Origin of the sequence: Mesorhizobium sp. M0051 (genome assembly GCF_040323235.1) — a bacterium.
In the GTDB taxonomy this organism is placed as follows: domain Bacteria; phylum Pseudomonadota; class Alphaproteobacteria; order Rhizobiales; family Rhizobiaceae; genus Mesorhizobium.
In genome coordinates, this window is the sequence record NZ_JAMYUT010000031.1 from 1 (window position 1) to 14,760 (window position 14,760).

15 protein-coding genes are annotated in these 14,760 nt (G+C 63.5%); 4 read left to right on the forward strand and 11 right to left on the reverse strand.

Annotated elements, in window-relative coordinates; genetic code table 11:
* Positions 1-105: 105 nt before the first annotated feature.
* Positions 106-1,278 carry a saccharopine dehydrogenase family protein gene (locus tag NKJ90_RS26355; protein WP_280948982.1) on the reverse strand — a complete coding sequence of 391 codons (1,173 nt, stop codon included), beginning with the start codon at positions 1,276-1,278 and terminating at the stop codon, positions 106-108.
* A 92-nt stretch (positions 1,279-1,370) separates the two neighbouring features.
* Between NKJ90_RS26355 and NKJ90_RS26360 the strand changes: the two genes are divergently transcribed.
* On the forward strand, positions 1,371-1,799 hold the full coding sequence (locus tag NKJ90_RS26360) for an Lrp/AsnC family transcriptional regulator (RefSeq protein ID WP_023763082.1): 429 nt from the start codon (positions 1,371-1,373) through the stop codon (positions 1,797-1,799).
* A 175-nt stretch (positions 1,800-1,974) separates the two neighbouring features.
* Here the strand turns inward: NKJ90_RS26360 and NKJ90_RS26365 are convergent, their stop codons facing one another.
* The 3 genes from NKJ90_RS26365 to NKJ90_RS26375 form a co-directional block, all read right to left on the reverse strand.
* On the reverse strand, positions 1,975-3,345 hold the full coding sequence (locus NKJ90_RS26365) for a HAMP domain-containing sensor histidine kinase (protein ID WP_352487147.1): 1,371 nt from the start codon (positions 3,343-3,345) through the stop codon (positions 1,975-1,977).
* Positions 3,342-4,019, reverse strand: a complete 678-nt coding sequence (locus NKJ90_RS26370) for a winged helix-turn-helix domain-containing protein (protein WP_023763080.1) — start codon at positions 4,017-4,019, stop codon at positions 3,342-3,344. Before NKJ90_RS26370 ends, NKJ90_RS26365 begins: the two co-directional genes overlap by 4 nt.
* Before the next feature lie 136 nt (positions 4,020-4,155).
* Positions 4,156-4,947, reverse strand: a complete 792-nt coding sequence (locus NKJ90_RS26375) for a COG4705 family protein (protein WP_023763079.1) — start codon at positions 4,945-4,947, stop codon at positions 4,156-4,158.
* Positions 4,948-5,202: 255 nt separating this feature from the next.
* Between NKJ90_RS26375 and NKJ90_RS26380 the strand changes: the two genes are divergently transcribed.
* On the forward strand, positions 5,203-5,838 hold the full coding sequence (locus NKJ90_RS26380) for a methyltransferase family protein (protein WP_023763078.1): 636 nt from the start codon (positions 5,203-5,205) through the stop codon (positions 5,836-5,838).
* Here NKJ90_RS26380 and NKJ90_RS26385 read toward each other — a convergent pair whose 3' ends face one another.
* The 3 genes from NKJ90_RS26385 to NKJ90_RS26395 all read right to left on the reverse strand — a co-directional run bounded on the left by NKJ90_RS26385 (position 5,839) and on the right by NKJ90_RS26395 (position 7,514).
* Entirely contained in the window at positions 5,839-6,051 is a 213-nt protein-coding gene (locus tag NKJ90_RS26385; RefSeq protein WP_023763077.1) for a hypothetical protein, read from the reverse strand.
* The gene (locus NKJ90_RS26390) at positions 6,048-6,803 is read right to left on the reverse strand and encodes a COG4280 domain-containing protein (protein ID WP_023763076.1); all 756 of its coding nucleotides are present in this window, start codon (positions 6,801-6,803) and stop codon (positions 6,048-6,050) included. The genes NKJ90_RS26385 and NKJ90_RS26390 overlap by 4 nt, the downstream gene beginning before the upstream one ends.
* 225 nt (positions 6,804-7,028) lie before the next feature.
* The gene (locus NKJ90_RS26395) at positions 7,029-7,514 is read right to left on the reverse strand and encodes a hypothetical protein (RefSeq protein ID WP_023763075.1); all 486 of its coding nucleotides are present in this window, start codon (positions 7,512-7,514) and stop codon (positions 7,029-7,031) included.
* A gap of 158 nt (positions 7,515-7,672) precedes the next feature.
* Between NKJ90_RS26395 and NKJ90_RS26400 the strand changes: the two genes are divergently transcribed.
* The gene (locus NKJ90_RS26400; protein ID WP_050589621.1) at positions 7,673-8,089 is read left to right on the forward strand and encodes a RidA family protein; all 417 of its coding nucleotides are present in this window, start codon (positions 7,673-7,675) and stop codon (positions 8,087-8,089) included.
* Positions 8,090-8,115: 26 nt separating this feature from the next.
* On the forward strand, positions 8,116-9,351 hold the full coding sequence (locus NKJ90_RS26405; RefSeq protein WP_023763073.1) for an amidohydrolase/deacetylase family metallohydrolase: 1,236 nt from the start codon (positions 8,116-8,118) through the stop codon (positions 9,349-9,351).
* Between the two features lie 160 nt (positions 9,352-9,511).
* Here the strand turns inward: NKJ90_RS26405 and NKJ90_RS26410 are convergent, their stop codons facing one another.
* The 4 genes from NKJ90_RS26410 to NKJ90_RS26425 form a co-directional block, all read right to left on the reverse strand.
* Positions 9,512-11,290 (reverse strand): NAD(P)/FAD-dependent oxidoreductase, encoded by a 1,779-nt coding sequence (locus NKJ90_RS26410; RefSeq protein WP_023763072.1) that lies wholly within the window; start codon positions 11,288-11,290, stop codon positions 9,512-9,514.
* A 351-nt stretch (positions 11,291-11,641) separates the two neighbouring features.
* A complete protein-coding gene (locus NKJ90_RS26415) occupies positions 11,642-12,886 on the reverse strand; it encodes a M24 family metallopeptidase (RefSeq protein WP_023763071.1) in 1,245 nt (414 codons plus the stop codon).
* A gap of 246 nt (positions 12,887-13,132) precedes the next feature.
* Positions 13,133-13,696: a type 1 glutamine amidotransferase domain-containing protein gene (locus tag NKJ90_RS26420; protein WP_023763070.1), complete on the reverse strand. Its 564-nt coding sequence runs from the start codon at positions 13,694-13,696 to the stop codon at positions 13,133-13,135.
* Positions 13,697-13,895: 199 nt separating this feature from the next.
* Positions 13,896-14,699 carry a glycosyltransferase family 25 protein gene (locus tag NKJ90_RS26425; protein WP_245266880.1) on the reverse strand — a complete coding sequence of 268 codons (804 nt, stop codon included), beginning with the start codon at positions 14,697-14,699 and terminating at the stop codon, positions 13,896-13,898.
* Positions 14,700-14,760: the final 61 nt, after the last annotated feature.

Below are 14,760 nucleotides of genomic sequence, written 5' to 3' on the forward strand. Positions count from 1 at the left end.
TCCGATCATCCAGAGGTCCTTTCAGAATCGATTTCCGCACACCACACAAGAGTCCCTTTGTACTCATGTGCGATTCCCCTGCCCTCAAGGGGGGAGATTAGGCGCTCAGCTTGCCAGACGGCTCGCCATCTCGTGTTGGGCATAGGCGCGGCCGAAGCGGTTGGCGAGGAAGGCGTCGAGCGCGATGTCTTCCTGCTTGACGAAGCCGGTCGCCGGCAGGCTGCCGTCAGCCAGCATGTCGAGCACGGCGCAGATGCCGGACGCGGTGGTGATCTGGATGGCGCTGCGCACCACCTGGCCAACCCGCTGGGAGTAGATCTTGTTGGCGTAGGTCTCTTGCAGCAGGCGGCCGTTCTTGCGACCGGAGACGGTGACGAAGACGATGACCACGTCCTGCAGCGTCGCCGGCAGGGCGCTTTCGAAAATGTCCTTCAGCACATCGCGGCGGTGGCGCAGGCCAAGGTCGTTGAGCAGCGCCTTCATGATCGCGGCATGGCCGGGGTAGCGGATGGTGCGGTAGTTCAGCGTGCGCACCTTGCCCTTCAGCGTCTCGGCCAGCGTGCCCAGCCCACCGGAGGTGTTGAAGGCCTCGTAGGTGACGCCGTCGAGAGAGAATTCCTCGCGCTCCTCCAGCGGCGGCACTTCGACCAGCTCGCCCTCGACGATCGCCTCGCAAGGCTCGCAATATTCGTTGATGACGCCGTCGGTGCTCCAGGTCAGATTGTAGTTCAGCGCGTTGGACGGGTATTGCGGCAGGGCGCCGACGCGCATGCGCACGCTTTCCAGCGTGTCGAAGCGGCTGGCGAGATCGTTGGCGACGATCGAGATGAAGCCCGGCGCCAGGCCGCATTGCGGGATGAAGGCGCTCTTGCCCGAGCGCGCCAGTTCCTTGACCCGGCGGGTCGAGACGACGTCCTCTGTAAGATCGAGATAGTGCACGCCGGCACTGGCCGCCGCCTCGGCGATGCGCGTGGTCAGATGGAAGGGGGCGGCGCTCAGCACCGCGAACTTGCCGGCGAGGGCCGCTTCCAGCGTGCCGGATGCCTCGATATCAAGCTCCAGCGTCGCAATCGTGGCCGGCAGTTCGGCGGCAGCGAGCTGCGCCGCCGAGCGGTCGACGAGCGTGACCTGATAATCCCCGGTGGCGGCGAGCATCTCGGCAATGGTCGAGCCTATCTTGCCGGCGCCGACAACAACTACTTTCTTCATAACCGATCCCTCACATCTCTTTTGTCTAATGTCCTTGTCCCAAAACCGCTGCGCACTTTTGGGCGACATGGATGAGGATCGCAGCTTGCCCGTCGAAAGGAAGCGTGGAATTGTTCGAAGCGAAACCATGATTGCGCGATCTGCCGACAGGAATCGTCGAAATGCTCAGTGACGCCGAACAGGCCCTGCTTTCGCTGTTGCGCGAGAACGCGCGCGCCTCGACCGTCGAGCTCGCGCGGCGGCTTGGCGTGTCACGCACGACCGTGCAGAGCCGGCTCGAACGGCTGGAGCAGCGCGGCATCATCACAGGCTATGGTGTGCGGCTGGCGCCGGACTATGAGCAGGGGCTGGTGCGAGCGCATGTGCTGCTCACCGTGACGCCCAAACTCGCCGACAAGGTGGTGCGCGGCCTGCGCGCGCTGGCACCGGTCAGGACGCTGCATTCGGTCAGCGGCAATTTCGACATGATCGTCATCGTCGACGCGCCGTCGATCCGCGATCTCGATCTGCTGCTCGACCAGATCGGCGCCATGGACGGGGTCGAGCGAACCTTGTCTTCGATCATCCTGTCGACGCGGATTGATCGGTGAAGCTGCTGATCTCCCCCCTTGCGGGGGAGATGGCCGGCAGGCCAGAGGGGGTCGGTTCGACCGGATGCGACCTCCTCTCGACAGATGGGGGTTAGCGCTTCACGTGAGGCGACCCCCTCAGTCGCCTACGGCGACATCTCCCCCCTTGAGGTCCCTCAAGGGGGGAGATCGGCCTCTAATCCGTCGCCACGGGAAAACTCACCGCCACCTCAAGCCCGGGCCGGCAATCGCCCAGCGTGATGGATGCGCCATGCAGATCGGCGATGGCCCTGACAAGGCTCAAACCCAGTCCGCTGCCCGGCGTCGAGCGGCTGTGGTCCATCCGGTAGAGCCGCTGGAAGACCTTGTCGCGCTCGTCGGCGGGAATGCCGGGACCGCTGTCGGCGACGCTGGCGACAACGCGGTCGCCCCGGCGCGTCACCGACAGTTTGATGGACGTGCCTGATGGACAATGGCGCAGCGCATTCTCGACCAGATTGGCGAACATCTGCGTCAACAGCTCGCGATCGCCGTGGATCCGGTCCGTCGTTTCCTGCCGTTGCGCCAACGACAGCGATTTTCCGTCGTCCTCGGCCACGTCGGCATAGATCTCGGCGATGGTTTGCAGCACCTCGCCCAGATCGACATCGCTGAACCGCGCCCGGCGCGCGCCGGCCTCGATCTGGGCGATGCGCAGCAGCGCGTCGAAGGTCTCGTTGATCTGCAGGCTCTCGGCATGCGCCTCGGCCAGCTCACCGGCGATTTTTTGACCTGACAGGTTCTTTTCGGACGCGCTGTCGAGGATCATCTGCAGCCGGTTGAGCGGCGTCTTCAGATCGTGCGCGATGTTGGCGCTGACCTGTTTCATGCCTTCTACCAGCGCCGACAGTCGATCGAGCGCGGCGTTGACCTGGGTTGAGACGATGTCGATATCGTCGCCCTTGCCGGTCAGCGGAATGCGGGTGTCCAGCCGTCCGTGCGAGACGTCCACCATCGTGGCGGCGATGCCGTCGAGACGGCGCTGGACACGTGAGGCAAGCAGGGCGCCGCCGGCGACCGCCAGCCCGGTGATGATGAGCGTCCCCCAGCCGAAGCTCATCAGCACGATCGTCTCCAACTCCTCCGTCTCGGAAACGCTGAAGGCGACGGTCAAGATGTTGCCGCCGACCGGGCCGGAATAGGCGCGGTACTCGGCGCCGGGCGGCACGCCGGGCATCTCGGCATCGAACATCGAGAAGCCGTCGGGAAGCCCCGCTGCGGTGAAATTGCCGGCCAGGCGGTTGCCGGCCGCGTCGGTCAGCGAAAATAGCTGCTCCTTCTTGAGGCTGCGCATGGAGTGGCTGCCGACGGTCTCCACCAGCGCCTTGAGATCATTGTCGCCATAGGTCGCGGCGACGACCGCGTAAGTCTCCTTGATGGTGTCGTCGAGCCGCTCGGCAAGATCGGCGCTCATCATCTGGTAGACGATGGCGCCCGATAGCACGAAGGCCAGCACGAACAGGAAGGCGAAGGTCAAGGCAAGCCGGAACGGCGTGCTGCGCAGCAGGCGGGACCATGTTCCGGTCATGACGGCGCGTGCAGGCTGTAGCCGGTGTTGCGGACCGTATGGATGAGCTGGGTTCCGAACGGTTTGTCGACCTTGGCCCGTAGCCGGCTGATATGGGTTTCAACGACGCTGGTCCTGGGATCGAAATGAAAATCCCAGACACGCTCCAGAAGCATGGTGCGGGTGATGACGCGGCCCTCGCCGCGCATCAACACTTCCAGCAGGCTGAACTCCCTCGGCTGCAGGTCGATCGGCTGGCCCCGCCTGATAACGCGGCGCATGATCAGGTCCATCTCCAGATCGGCAACCCGCAGAACGGTCTTCTGCTCCTGCGCCGCCGGCCGGCGGCCAAGCGCATTGATGCGGGCGAGAAGCTCGGAAAAGGCGAAGGGCTTGACCAAATAATCGTCACCGCCCGCCTCGAGCCCTTCGACGCGGTCGTCGACGCCGCCGACGGAGGTGAGAAAGATCGCCGGCGTCCCCACGCCGGCTGCGCGAACCGACTTGATCATCGACAGGCCGTCGAGACCGGGGATCATGCGATCGGCGATAATCACGTCATAGTTGCCGCTGGTCGCCGCGAAAAGCCCTTCATGGCCGTTGCGAAGCAGGTCGCAGACATGGCCGGCCTCGGTCAGCCCCCTGACGATGTAGTCAGCCGTCCTGTGGTCGTCCTCGACGAGAAGCAGTCGCATGAAAGGTCCGGTCCGTTGCCGAGATTGGCAAGCTACCACCGGCATGGGGCCGTTCCTAGGATGTCACGAGCGCGCAGGGGTTCGGAGCGCTGCCAAGGCATACGGTCGGTCAACGCAAGCACATCCGCGCCCTGAGTCAGTCCGATTCCAGCAGGATTTTGTCGGCTTCGTCGCCCATCAGGGTCATGTGGAGGACGACGGCAATGATGCCGCCGAGGAAGAGCAGGCTGGTGAAGGTGGTGCCGAAGCCCAGGCCGCCATGCCCGGTCGACCGCGACAGCAGGTCGCCGAAGGAGGCGCCAAGCGGCCGCGTCAGGATGTAGGCGAGCCAGAAGGCCAGGATGCTGTCCAGATCGAGCAGCCAGTAGGCGAGCGTGATGAGCGCGATGACGCCGCCGAACAGCAGCCCCGTGGTGAGGTAGCCCATGTCGAAGCTTTCGGCGACGAGATCGCCGGCGGCGGTGCCGAGCGAGAAGGTCAAGAGGATCGCCAGCCAGTAGAAGATCTCGCGCCTGGTGGTGAAGATGGTGTGGATCGACAGCGTCCTTTCGCTGGCGTACCAGACCGCGAATGTCGCGGCGAGCGCCACCGAGAAGGCAATTGTCGTCGTCTCAAGGCGTACGCCGAAAGTGTCGACGAGGTTGTCCGTCACCAGCGTGCCGACGACGCTGACCAGTACCACCGCCAGCCAGTATGCCCATGGGACGTAGCGTTTCTGCGCGAACTGGGCGACAAGCGCGGCTACCAGGACGCCGCTCATGACCAGCAATGTGACGGTCAACCCAAGCCCGAGGTTGACGGCGAGATAGTCGGCTGCGGTCTCGCCTGTGGTGACCGCCATCAGTTTGACAAGCCAGAAGTCGAGCGTGACGTCGGGAACCCTGTTCTGGGTCGGCGCGGCGGGTTGTTGTCTGTTGGGCGAGAGCATGGCGGATATCCCGAAATCTTCGATCGCGGCTCAGCAGAGCCGAGCCGGCATGCCGCACCGTAGGCAGCAGAGTTCACCTCAGCCTGTCCTGCGGCATACAAATTCGTAAGAATGGGCATGGGCTGCGCAAAAGACCTTTACGAATGCCTCGCGATGCGCTGATGAAATGCGAGGGCCTTGCATCCGCCATCAGTGTGGTGATCAGTGCTCCGAAACTTGGCCAATGCCCGCTTTGGGAGCCCAAGGAAAACAAGAATGACCTACGCTTCCCTCAAGCCGGTTTCACGGGCCTTCGACCAGCGCAAGCGGTTGATCTTCGTGCGGGTCGCGGCGGTGCTGGCGGTGCTGCTCCTGTTTCTCACCAAACCTGGGTTGACGGAGGGCTCGGACGGGCACGAAGCGCTCGAGCTTCTCGGCTTGTGCCTGGTGCTCGTCTGCGTCGTCGGACGGCTCTGGAGCATCCTCTATGTCGGCGGCAAAAAGAACCAGGAACTGGTCTCGACGGGACCGTTCTCGACAATGCAGAACCCGCTCTACTTCTTCTCGACGATCGGCGCGATCGGCATCGGATTGGTGTACGGCTCGATGTTTGCGGCGCTGGCGTTGGGCCTTGCGAGTTTTTTCATCTTTCGCGCCACGGCGCGCAAGGAAGCCGAATTTCTGCTGGGCAAATTCGGCCCGGTCTATCTTGCCTATATCAAGATCACGCCCCGGTTCTGGCCAAATCCCTTTCTGTACCACGACCATGACGAGCTGCAGTTCTCGACGCGGGCGCTCAAGCGGACATTTTTGGACGGCCTCTATTTCCTCGCCATCTTCCCGGCCGTCGAACTGGTCGAGCATTTCAGGGCGACCGGCCTGTTGTTCCCAGCCTTCGTCACGCTCTACTGATCAGCGCCGCCGCACCGCTGCCCGCCGCGCGCTGTGCGCCAGAATAGCCAGGCAGCCGATCGGCAGCAGGATGCCGCCGAGCCGTGGCGGCAGCGCCAGCAGCTTCACCGCTGCCGTGACCGCCGCTATCAGGATCAGCGCCAGCAGCGCCAGGCTGCCGTCGTCCATGAACATGCCGATAAGCTCCTTGAGAGCGATGCGTACGACGCTCATCGAAGGTGTTCTCCGGTTGGAGCGCGATGGGTGTCGCGCAACCAGTGGACGATGGCAAAGGATGCGAGCGCCATGACCGCGAAGATCGCCAGCAATGTGAGATCGGCACCGGGCCAGTCGGCGCCAATACCTTCACCGGTCCAGAAAATGCCAAAGCTGGTCAGCATCACGCCGACGACGAACTTCAGCGCGTTTTCAGGAACGCGTGCCAATGGACGATGGACGGCGAGGCCGATGATCATCACCAGGACGAACGCTGCCAGCGCCCCAAGGCCGGCGTTGAGTGTTTGTCCATGTGCGCCGCCAACCGCGATGACGATGAACACCACCTCGACACCTTCCAGCAGCACCGCCTTGAATGCCGCCAGCCCGGCCAGGTAGTCCGCGCGGCGGTCGCCGGCCTGTTGGCGAAGTGCTGCGGTTTCCTTCGAGAACGCCGCCTCCTCGTCATGCAGCGGGACGATCCCGACGCTGCGCAGAATGGCCTTGCGCAGCCACCGCATGCCGAACAGGATGAGCAGGACGCCGACCGTGAATTGCAGCGCGGTGATGGGAACAAGCGCCAGCAACGGCCCGAAAGCCAGCACGAGCGCCGCCAGGAGTGCCAGCGCCAATGCAGCGCCGGTCAATGCCGGCCGCCAGCCTCGGGTCAAGCCGACCGCGAGCACGATTGTGAAGGCTTCGACCACCTCAACGAACGAGCCGAGAAAGGCCGCGCTTACGGTGGAAACCAACGGTGCGAAATCAGTCATGGCTGCTGTCCCCGCAGGAATGCAGGCTTTTCTACCATAGACATTGCCGCGGCGCCCAACAGCATTCTTACAAATCCGTATGCAGCAGGGCGGCCGAGGCCTGACCCACGGCAGGCATAGTTAACCGGCTAATGGTGGCGACCTCGCCGTCGCGGTCGCGGCTCGCCAGCTATTTGTTTTTGCTCAGTTCCCCATGGAAACCGCTAAAAACTTTCCCGGAATTGCCTAGCCGCCGAGCGGATGCGGCATGTAGCCGACAAAACCCGCGATCTTCCAGCTGCCGCCGACCTTGGTGCAGAAATACAGCGTCTGCCACTTCAGCCTGTCGACGCTGCCGTCGGCCTTGGCGATCGAGCCGTCGAATTTCTTGTGCAGCACGGCGCGGTCGCCGTCGACATCGATGTCGCGCATGTTGGTGACGCGAAACAGCGCCTCGCGCAGCGGCTCGGCGAATTTTGTCGCCGCGGTCTCCTTGGCCTGGCGCAGCCACTCGTCGCGATAGACTTCCAGCCGCGGAAACTGCAGCCGCCAGGCGTCGGCATTGCTGAGGAAATGCGCGTGCATGCCGAAGAAGCTTTCGGTCACGAAATCGTTCTCGACCATCGCCCAGTCCTGGCCGATGAAGGCGTCGATGTCGCGCCGCACCAGCATTTCCCACAGCGCGTGGCGATCGGCATCGCCTGCCGGAAACGGGTTCTTGTCGTAGGTCATTGCTGTTGTCTCCGGTCTGCCAAACGCGTCTTCCGCTGCGGCCTACAAGGCTGCCCGTTTGGGCGCACGATGCAAGCGCTTCTGTAATAAAGCAACATGAATCCCCTGGAATGTTGCTTTCCAACAAAGTTCTATGAGGATCGCCCCGATCGGGGTAAATGTCGACGCAAGCGGGTGCATCCCGTCCCTGTACCAGAGGAGGTTATCCCTTGCCCAAGCAGACTTTCGGAACATCCCATGTGCCGTTGTCGCCAGCCGTGCGGGCCGGCGATCTCGTCTACATCTCCGGCCAAGTGCCCATCGGCAGCGATGGCATCGTGGTCAAGGGCGGCATTTCGGAACAAACCGAACAGGTGCTCGCCAATGTGAAGGCGGCACTGGCGCTCGCCGGCTGCACCCTGGACGATGTGGTCAAGACCACGGTCTGGCTGGAAGATGCGCGCGATTTCGGCGCCTTCAACGCGGTCTATGCCAGGCACTTTCCGAAGAACCCGCCGGCCCGCACCACGGTCGAATCGCGGCTGATGATCGATATCAAGATCGAACTCGAGGCGGTCGCCTACCGGCCTCTGTAAGCGAACGGCGAACCGGGGTGGCCCCAATGCAATTCGACCTCCTGCTTAAGGGTGGGCGGCTGATCAATCCGGCGGCCGGCATCGACGCGCCGCGCGATGTCGCCATTGCCAATGGCCGGGTCGCCGCGATCGACGCCGATATCCCGGTGACCAGCGCCGCGCAGGTCGTCGATGCCACCGGCTGCATCGTCACATCAGGCCTCGTCGACCTGCACAGCCACGTTTATTGGGGTGGCACTTCGCTCGGCGTCGATGCCGATCGGCTGGCCGCCAAGAGCGGCACCACCACCTTCATCGATGCGGGCAGCGCGGGAGCCGGCAATTTCCTTGGCTTCCGCCGCCACGTCATGGAGCGCTCGAAGGTCCGCATCCTGGCCTATGTCAACATTTCCTTTGCCGGCATTTTTGGCTTCTCGCAGACGGTGTCGGTCGGCGAGTGCAGCGATCTCAGGCTGTGCGATCCGCGCGAGGTGGTCGCGGCAGTGCGCGAACATCGCGACGTCGTGGTCGGCGTAAAGGTCCGCTCCGGCAAGCATGCCGGCGGCACCAGCGGCATCGTGCCGGTCGACCTCGCGCTGGAGGCCGCCGACCAGGCCGACCTGCCGCTGATGGCGCATATCGACGAGCCGCCTCCAGGCCGCTCGGAAGTGCTGCCGCGCCTGCGCAAGGGTGATATCCTCACTCATTGCTTCCGGCCTTTCCCCAATGCGCCGGTGTTCGTCTCCGGCGCTGTGCGACCGGACATGCGGCTGGCGCGCGAGCGCGGCGTCATCTTCGATCTTGGCCATGGCATGGGCTCGTTCGATTTCGCGGTCGCGCGGGCGATGATCGAGGAAGGGTTGGCGCCCGACGTGATCAGCAGCGACGTGCATCTCTACTGCGTCGACGGGCCGGCCTTCGACATCCTGGTCTGCATGTCGAAGCTGCTGGCGCTCGGCATGCCGCTGGTCGAGGTTTTGCGCGCCGCGACGCAAACGCCAGCGCGGGCGATCGCGCGGCCCGATCTCGGCACTCTGGCGGTCGGCACCGTCGGCGATGTCGCCGTGCTGCGGCAGCGCCCGGGCCGCTTCACCTTCGTCGACGCGGTCGGCGCCTCGCTGGTCGCCGACCAGCGGCTGGTCTGCGAAGGCATCGCCATCGGCGGCACGTGGTGGCCAAACGAGGCGGTGAACGACGTCAGCGAGACCGAGCGTTTCGAGCCGCATGGGTCGCATACGCATATCGAGGTGGCGGCCCAGCATTTCCGGCACCGGCATGATTAGCTGATCTCCCCCCTTGAGGGGGAGATGGCCGGCAGGCCAGAGGGGGTCGGTTCGACTGGATGCGACCTGCTTGTGGCAATGGAGGTTGGAGCTTTACGTGAAGCGACCCCCTCTGTCGCCTTCGGCGACATCTCCCCCTCGAGGGGGGAGATCAGCAGCGTCAGCTCACCGCTCCATAAACCGGCGTCTCAATCCCCTCCATCCGTGCTTTGATCTGCAGCGCTACATACTTCGAATAGAAGCGCGACAGCGCGAGGTTGCCGCCGTGGAACCACAGCGCTTCCTGCGCGGTCGGTTTCCACATGTTGCGCAGCTCGCCCTGCCATGGTCCGGGATCGCCCTTGACGCCCGAGCCAAGACCCCAGCAGGGGCCGACCTTGTCGGCGACCTCGCGCGAGACGATTTGCGCCACCGTCTCGTTCATCGACTGATAGCCGGTGCAGGCGATGATCGCGTCGGCGGCGAGTTCGGTGCCGTCCTCGAACAGGATGCCGTCCTGCGTCAGCGATCTGATGGCGACGCCGCTGCGGATGCCGATCTTGCCGTCGATGATCAGGTCGGACGCGCCGACATCGATGTAGTAGCCGGAGCCGGTGCGGTAGGCCTTCATCAGAAGGCCGGTCTCGTCGTCGCCGAAATCGATGGCGAAGCCGGCGGCTCGCAGGCGGGCGTAGAAGGCCGCGTCGCGCGCCTTGATCACCTCGTAGAGAGCCCGCTGGCCCTTGGGTACGAGCGCGAACGGCATCGAGGCGACGATCATGTCGGCTTTCTCGGTGGTGATGCCGCGCGCCAATGCCTTCTCCGAGAAGATCTCGAAACCGACCTCCATCAGCGTGTCCGACTTGACCACGGTGGTCGGCGAGCGCTGGATCATGGTGACGTCGGCGCCGCTTTCCCAGAGATCGACACAGACATCATGACCGGAGCTTGCCGCACCGATGACCGCGACGCGTCTGCCGTGGAACTTCTCGCCGCTGTCATATTGGCTGGAATGCAGCAGCTCGCCTTTGAATCGATCGGCGCCCGGCAGGTCGATCCGGCGCGGTGGACCATAGGCGCCGGTGGCGAAGACGATGTGCTTCGGCTTCAGCGTGATGTGCCGGCCGGCGCGATCGACCATCACGGTCCAGACTTTCTCCGCCTCGTCATAGCTGGCGCTGAGGCAGTTCGTGGCGGGCCAATAGTTGAGCTCCATCACGCGCGTGTACATTTCCAACCAGTCGCCCATCTTGTCCTTGGGCGTGAAAACCGGCCAGTTTTCCGGGAAGGGAATGTAGGGCAGATGGTCGTACCAGACCGGGTCATGCAGCACGAGCGTACGGTAGCGGTTGCGCCAGGAATCGCCGGGCCTTGAATTTTTCTCGATGACGATGGTGGGCACGCCGAGCTGGCGCAGCCGCGCGCCCAGCATGATGCCGCCCTGGCCGCCGCCGATGACCAGGCAATAGGGTTGCTCTTCGGCGCCAAGCTTGCGTGTCTCGCGCGCCCGCGCCTCCGACCAGGTCTCACGCTCGGGATCGGCCTTGTGGCGGACGCCGAGCGGACGCTTTGCCCCCTTGCGCTCCTCGAACCCTTTGAGCTCGGTCATCGCGGTAAACAATGTCCGGCAGCGGCCATCGCGCAGCCGCATGATGCCCTCTCCTGACGCCACAGCTGTCTCGAAGCTGAGCCAGGCCTCGATGGTACCCTCGTCCGAAGTCGCCTCGCCGGTCAGCTGCCATGCCGTCGGCCTGGTCGTCGCCAGCGTTGCCTCGAGCATGCCGGCGATCGCGTCGCGGCCTTCCATGGTCGTGATGTTCCAGGTGAAGGTCAGGAGATCGCGCCAGTAGCAGTCGTCGACGAACAGGTTGCTCGCTGCCGCCCCATCGCCCGCTTCGAGCGCGTGCGCAAAAGAAGCGAGCCATGCCGCTGCCTGTTTCGATGGTGCCATGTCCAGCATTACTTCCCACTTTCGTTTTGGCGTTGGCCTCGCCCGTTCTTTCCTTCTCCACTTGTGGGAGAAGGCAGAAGCGCAGCCTCAATCCCCGAGCGGCTCCATCTCCTTGCCGGAATCCTTGATCAGCCAAGTGATGTCGAGGATGCGCATGGCAGGATCGCGCCCTCCATATCGTGGCCCGGATCAGGTCCTTCCTGGCTGCCAGCTTCGGTCATGATCCTTTCCCGGGTTGCGAGGCAGACTTCTTAGCATGTTTGCAGGCCATGGCTCCACGTGGGCCATTCTGGATGATGACCACTGGCGCAGTATGACACCCGGAAGTAAGCCGACCACAGAGCGCCCCAAGGGCCTTCGCTATCCAATCACCTCCAGCCGCCTCGGCAGGCGGTTCATGGCGACAGGTCCATCCGGCGTGATCAGGAACTGGTCCTCGAGATTGAAGCTGGCGAGGCCATCGATGTAGAGCGGGATCTCGAAAGCCAGTACCATGCCGGCTTCGATCGCGACATCGCTGTCGGCCGCAATGAACGGCCATTGTTCGGAAAAGACCGATTGTCCGACGCCATGGCCGAAATGACCGCGGCGATAGGAGCGCAGCCCTTGCCGTGACAGGCTCTCGGTGGCGACGCGATGCACGTGGGCGAGCGTGGTCCCCGGAACAAGGGATGCCAGCCCGTCCTCGAAGGCCTGTTCGGCGATCGCATGCAGCTCGGCCCGCTCAGCGGATGGCGGCCCGAAGGTGAAGTTTCGCGACATGTCGGAGGCGTAGCCGCCGACGGTGCAGACCATGTCGCACTTCAGCGGGTCGCCGGGCACGGCTTTCGCATCGGCAGCCTTGGCCTTCGCGCCCAGCGTCACATATTCGGCCGTCGCCACGAGATGGGACAGGCCCGCCGCGGCGCCGGCGACGCCTTCCCGGTAGAGGGCAATGAGATCGGCCTGGCGCATACCGGCCATCGCATCCACCTGCAGCCGCTCCAACCCGGCCTCCGACAGGGTGATGCCTTGCTGCAAAAGGTCGATCTCGCGTTGCGACTTGATGGCCCGCAGCCTGTCGAGCGCGGCCGAGCCATCAACCATGATGCAGGCCGGCAGCAACGACTGCATGGCCAAGAAATCTGCGGCGGCGATGAAATCGAGATCGACGCCGATCGTTGCGCGGTCGAGACCGAAGCCGGTAAGGATTTCCTTCAACGCGCGGACGGAATTGGTCAGGTCGAAAGTCGCCGGCCGCGAGAAATCAGGCGCCCGGCCGGACGATGTCAGGCCAGCCTCGATGCGTTGCACCAGCGCCAGGCCGGACGTCGAGGCGTCAAGCGCAGCGGTTTCGATCCAGACCGGGTGGCTGCGAATGACAGCATCGGGCAATGCCGCCTGCAGCTGCGCCGCATTGAAGTCCGCGACCACCACGCCGATCGGCAGGTCCTGGCCAGCGGGGATGACGACGAAGCCGGCACCGGCACGCCGGAACAGTCCCGCCGGACCGATCGAGGCGCCGGTCGCATAGTGGAAGGCCTCGGGCGCGCACAGCACCAGCGCCTCGATGCCGGCGCGATCCATCAGTTGAGCCGCGCGCTGGCGGTCGACAAAGCCTGTCATGGGTTTCTCCGAATGTCCGAAGCGGCAACGGAGCATTCCGGACAGCGACGATCAAGTGGCAGATGGGGCAGGCGTTGTGCCGCGGGACACAACCCGGCGGTTTCGACCACTGCCCTTTCCGGGCGCGGGTCTGAAGCGATCGCCCCTGCGATGACGCAGGGAGCAACGGACGGAAACCGCTATCTGATCGATTCCAGCTTGGCGACGGCTGCGTTGGGCTTCGGCTGGGCCGGCCTGGTGGGCGGGCTAAGCCGCGGCGCGCCTGTCGTGCCGCCCTTCCCTGATTTCCTCGGCGAGCTTGTCGCAGAACGCGTCGAGATCGCCCGGGTTGCGGCTGGTGACAAGTCCCTGGTCGGTGACCACCGCGCTGTCTTCCCAGACACCACCGGCATTGATCACGTCGGTCTTGATCGATTTGTAGGACGTGACCCGGCGGCCCTTCACAATGCCGGTCTCGACGAGCAGCCAGGGCGCATGGCAGATCGCGCCGACGACCTTGTTGGCCGACCAGAACGATTTGATGAAATTGAGGACTTTCGGCTCGATCCGCAGCAGATCGGGGTTGATAACGCCGCCGGGCAGCACGATCGCGTCGTAGTCATCCGCGCGCGTCTCGTCCAAAATCTTGTCGACGGGCACCTCGCGGCCCCAATCTTTGTGGTCCCAGCCCTTGATCTTGCCGCTTGCGAGCGACACGACATCGACCTCGGCGCCCGCTTCGCGCAATTTCTTGAGCGGCACCTCAAGTTCGGCTTGTTCAAAGCCATTTGTCGCAAGGATAGCGACGCGCTTGCCGGAAATGTCCTGCATGGTTTTCTCCATCATTGGGTTGATGGAAGAGCTAACGAGGTCCAGCGGGAAGCGTTCCTTGCTGTAACTTTATGTGACTTCTGGAGGATGATTGAAGGGATTTCGGTCAGGTACCCCCACCGGCCCGGTCAATGTTGTCGACCCAAAAGCCGGTTGAAACCAGGTTCGGCCGCGCAGCCCCGCCGGGTCGCGGCGAGCGCTACATATGGCCAACGAGCTGTCGGCGATATTTCTTATACTGCCACTCGATGCGCTTGTACCAAAGCGGCCGTTGACTGTCGGGATTTATGGACGTCAAGAAGGCCCCATTGTGCGTGCCCTGCTCAACAAAGGGTCTCTCGAACCAAAGCACCTCCACCCCGAGCGCCGCGTCCGCACCGTCGATCTCGTGGCCGATCGGCGCGGACATCTTGCGTGCATCAAACCAGGCGCACCTCTCGGCTGCCACGGAGCGGGTGATGATATAGGAATCGGTGGATCTGCCGTGAGGGGCTGGATAGAGATGTTGTCCGCGCTTCAACTTGAACTCCGAAATGTAGTACGTACCGGCATTGCCGATATAGATGACGGCCTTGCGGTTTGGATCGCCGAGCTCCGCCAGAGCTGCGTTAAACTTTGTATTGAAATTGGCCGCCAGGAAAACGTCGTCCTCAAAGACCAGACAATAGGGCTTGTCGGTCTGCAGAAACTCACGCCAGATCCCGATGTGTTTCAAGGAGCAGGACAGTTCCGCCAGTTTGAGAGCGCCTGGCACGGTAAGCCTTTCGACCTCTTCGTCAGTAATATCTGAAACATCCCAGTGAAGATACCAGGTGGCCGGGATACCATGACGGGCGACCTGCCTTGCAATGTGCTGTTCGCGGTCCTCATAGCCCTGCTTGACGTGGCAAACACGCACATAGACCTGGTCGGCGGGAAACGTAGGCATTTGCCGTGTATAGCCATCGGCTTTTTGCGAGTCTACGCCTTGAACGGTCACGGGACACAGCTTCTTATTCGCCATGCCGAAGCTCTTTGATTTAGAGGCGGATTCAAATTTCAGATCGAATCGACCTGAAACCATC

Bases quoted from the DNA above. Each gene is read 5' to 3' on its own strand.
- NKJ90_RS26355 (WP_280948982.1), bottom strand. From the start codon at position 1,278: ATGTCGCCCAAAAGTGCGCAGCGGTTTTGGGACAAGGACATTAGACAA.
- NKJ90_RS26360 (WP_023763082.1), top strand. From the start codon at position 1,371: ATGCTCAGTGACGCCGAACAGGCCCTGCTTTCGCTGTTGCGCGAGAAC.
- NKJ90_RS26365 (WP_352487147.1), bottom strand. From the start codon at position 3,345: ATGACCGGAACATGGTCCCGCCTGCTGCGCAGCACGCCGTTCCGGCTT.
- NKJ90_RS26370 (WP_023763080.1), bottom strand. From the start codon at position 4,019: ATGCGACTGCTTCTCGTCGAGGACGACCACAGGACGGCTGACTACATC.
- NKJ90_RS26375 (WP_023763079.1), bottom strand. From the start codon at position 4,947: ATGCTCTCGCCCAACAGACAACAACCCGCCGCGCCGACCCAGAACAGG.
- NKJ90_RS26380 (WP_023763078.1), top strand. From the start codon at position 5,203: ATGACCTACGCTTCCCTCAAGCCGGTTTCACGGGCCTTCGACCAGCGC.
- NKJ90_RS26385 (WP_023763077.1), bottom strand. From the start codon at position 6,051: ATGAGCGTCGTACGCATCGCTCTCAAGGAGCTTATCGGCATGTTCATG.
- NKJ90_RS26390 (WP_023763076.1), bottom strand. From the start codon at position 6,803: ATGACTGATTTCGCACCGTTGGTTTCCACCGTAAGCGCGGCCTTTCTC.
- NKJ90_RS26395 (WP_023763075.1), bottom strand. From the start codon at position 7,514: ATGACCTACGACAAGAACCCGTTTCCGGCAGGCGATGCCGATCGCCAC.
- NKJ90_RS26400 (WP_050589621.1), top strand. From the start codon at position 7,673: ATGTCGACGCAAGCGGGTGCATCCCGTCCCTGTACCAGAGGAGGTTAT.
- NKJ90_RS26405 (WP_023763073.1), top strand. From the start codon at position 8,116: ATGCAATTCGACCTCCTGCTTAAGGGTGGGCGGCTGATCAATCCGGCG.
- NKJ90_RS26410 (WP_023763072.1), bottom strand. From the start codon at position 11,290: ATGCTGGACATGGCACCATCGAAACAGGCAGCGGCATGGCTCGCTTCT.
- NKJ90_RS26415 (WP_023763071.1), bottom strand. From the start codon at position 12,886: ATGACAGGCTTTGTCGACCGCCAGCGCGCGGCTCAACTGATGGATCGC.
- NKJ90_RS26420 (WP_023763070.1), bottom strand. From the start codon at position 13,696: ATGCAGGACATTTCCGGCAAGCGCGTCGCTATCCTTGCGACAAATGGC.
- NKJ90_RS26425 (WP_245266880.1), bottom strand. From the start codon at position 14,699: ATGGCGAATAAGAAGCTGTGTCCCGTGACCGTTCAAGGCGTAGACTCG.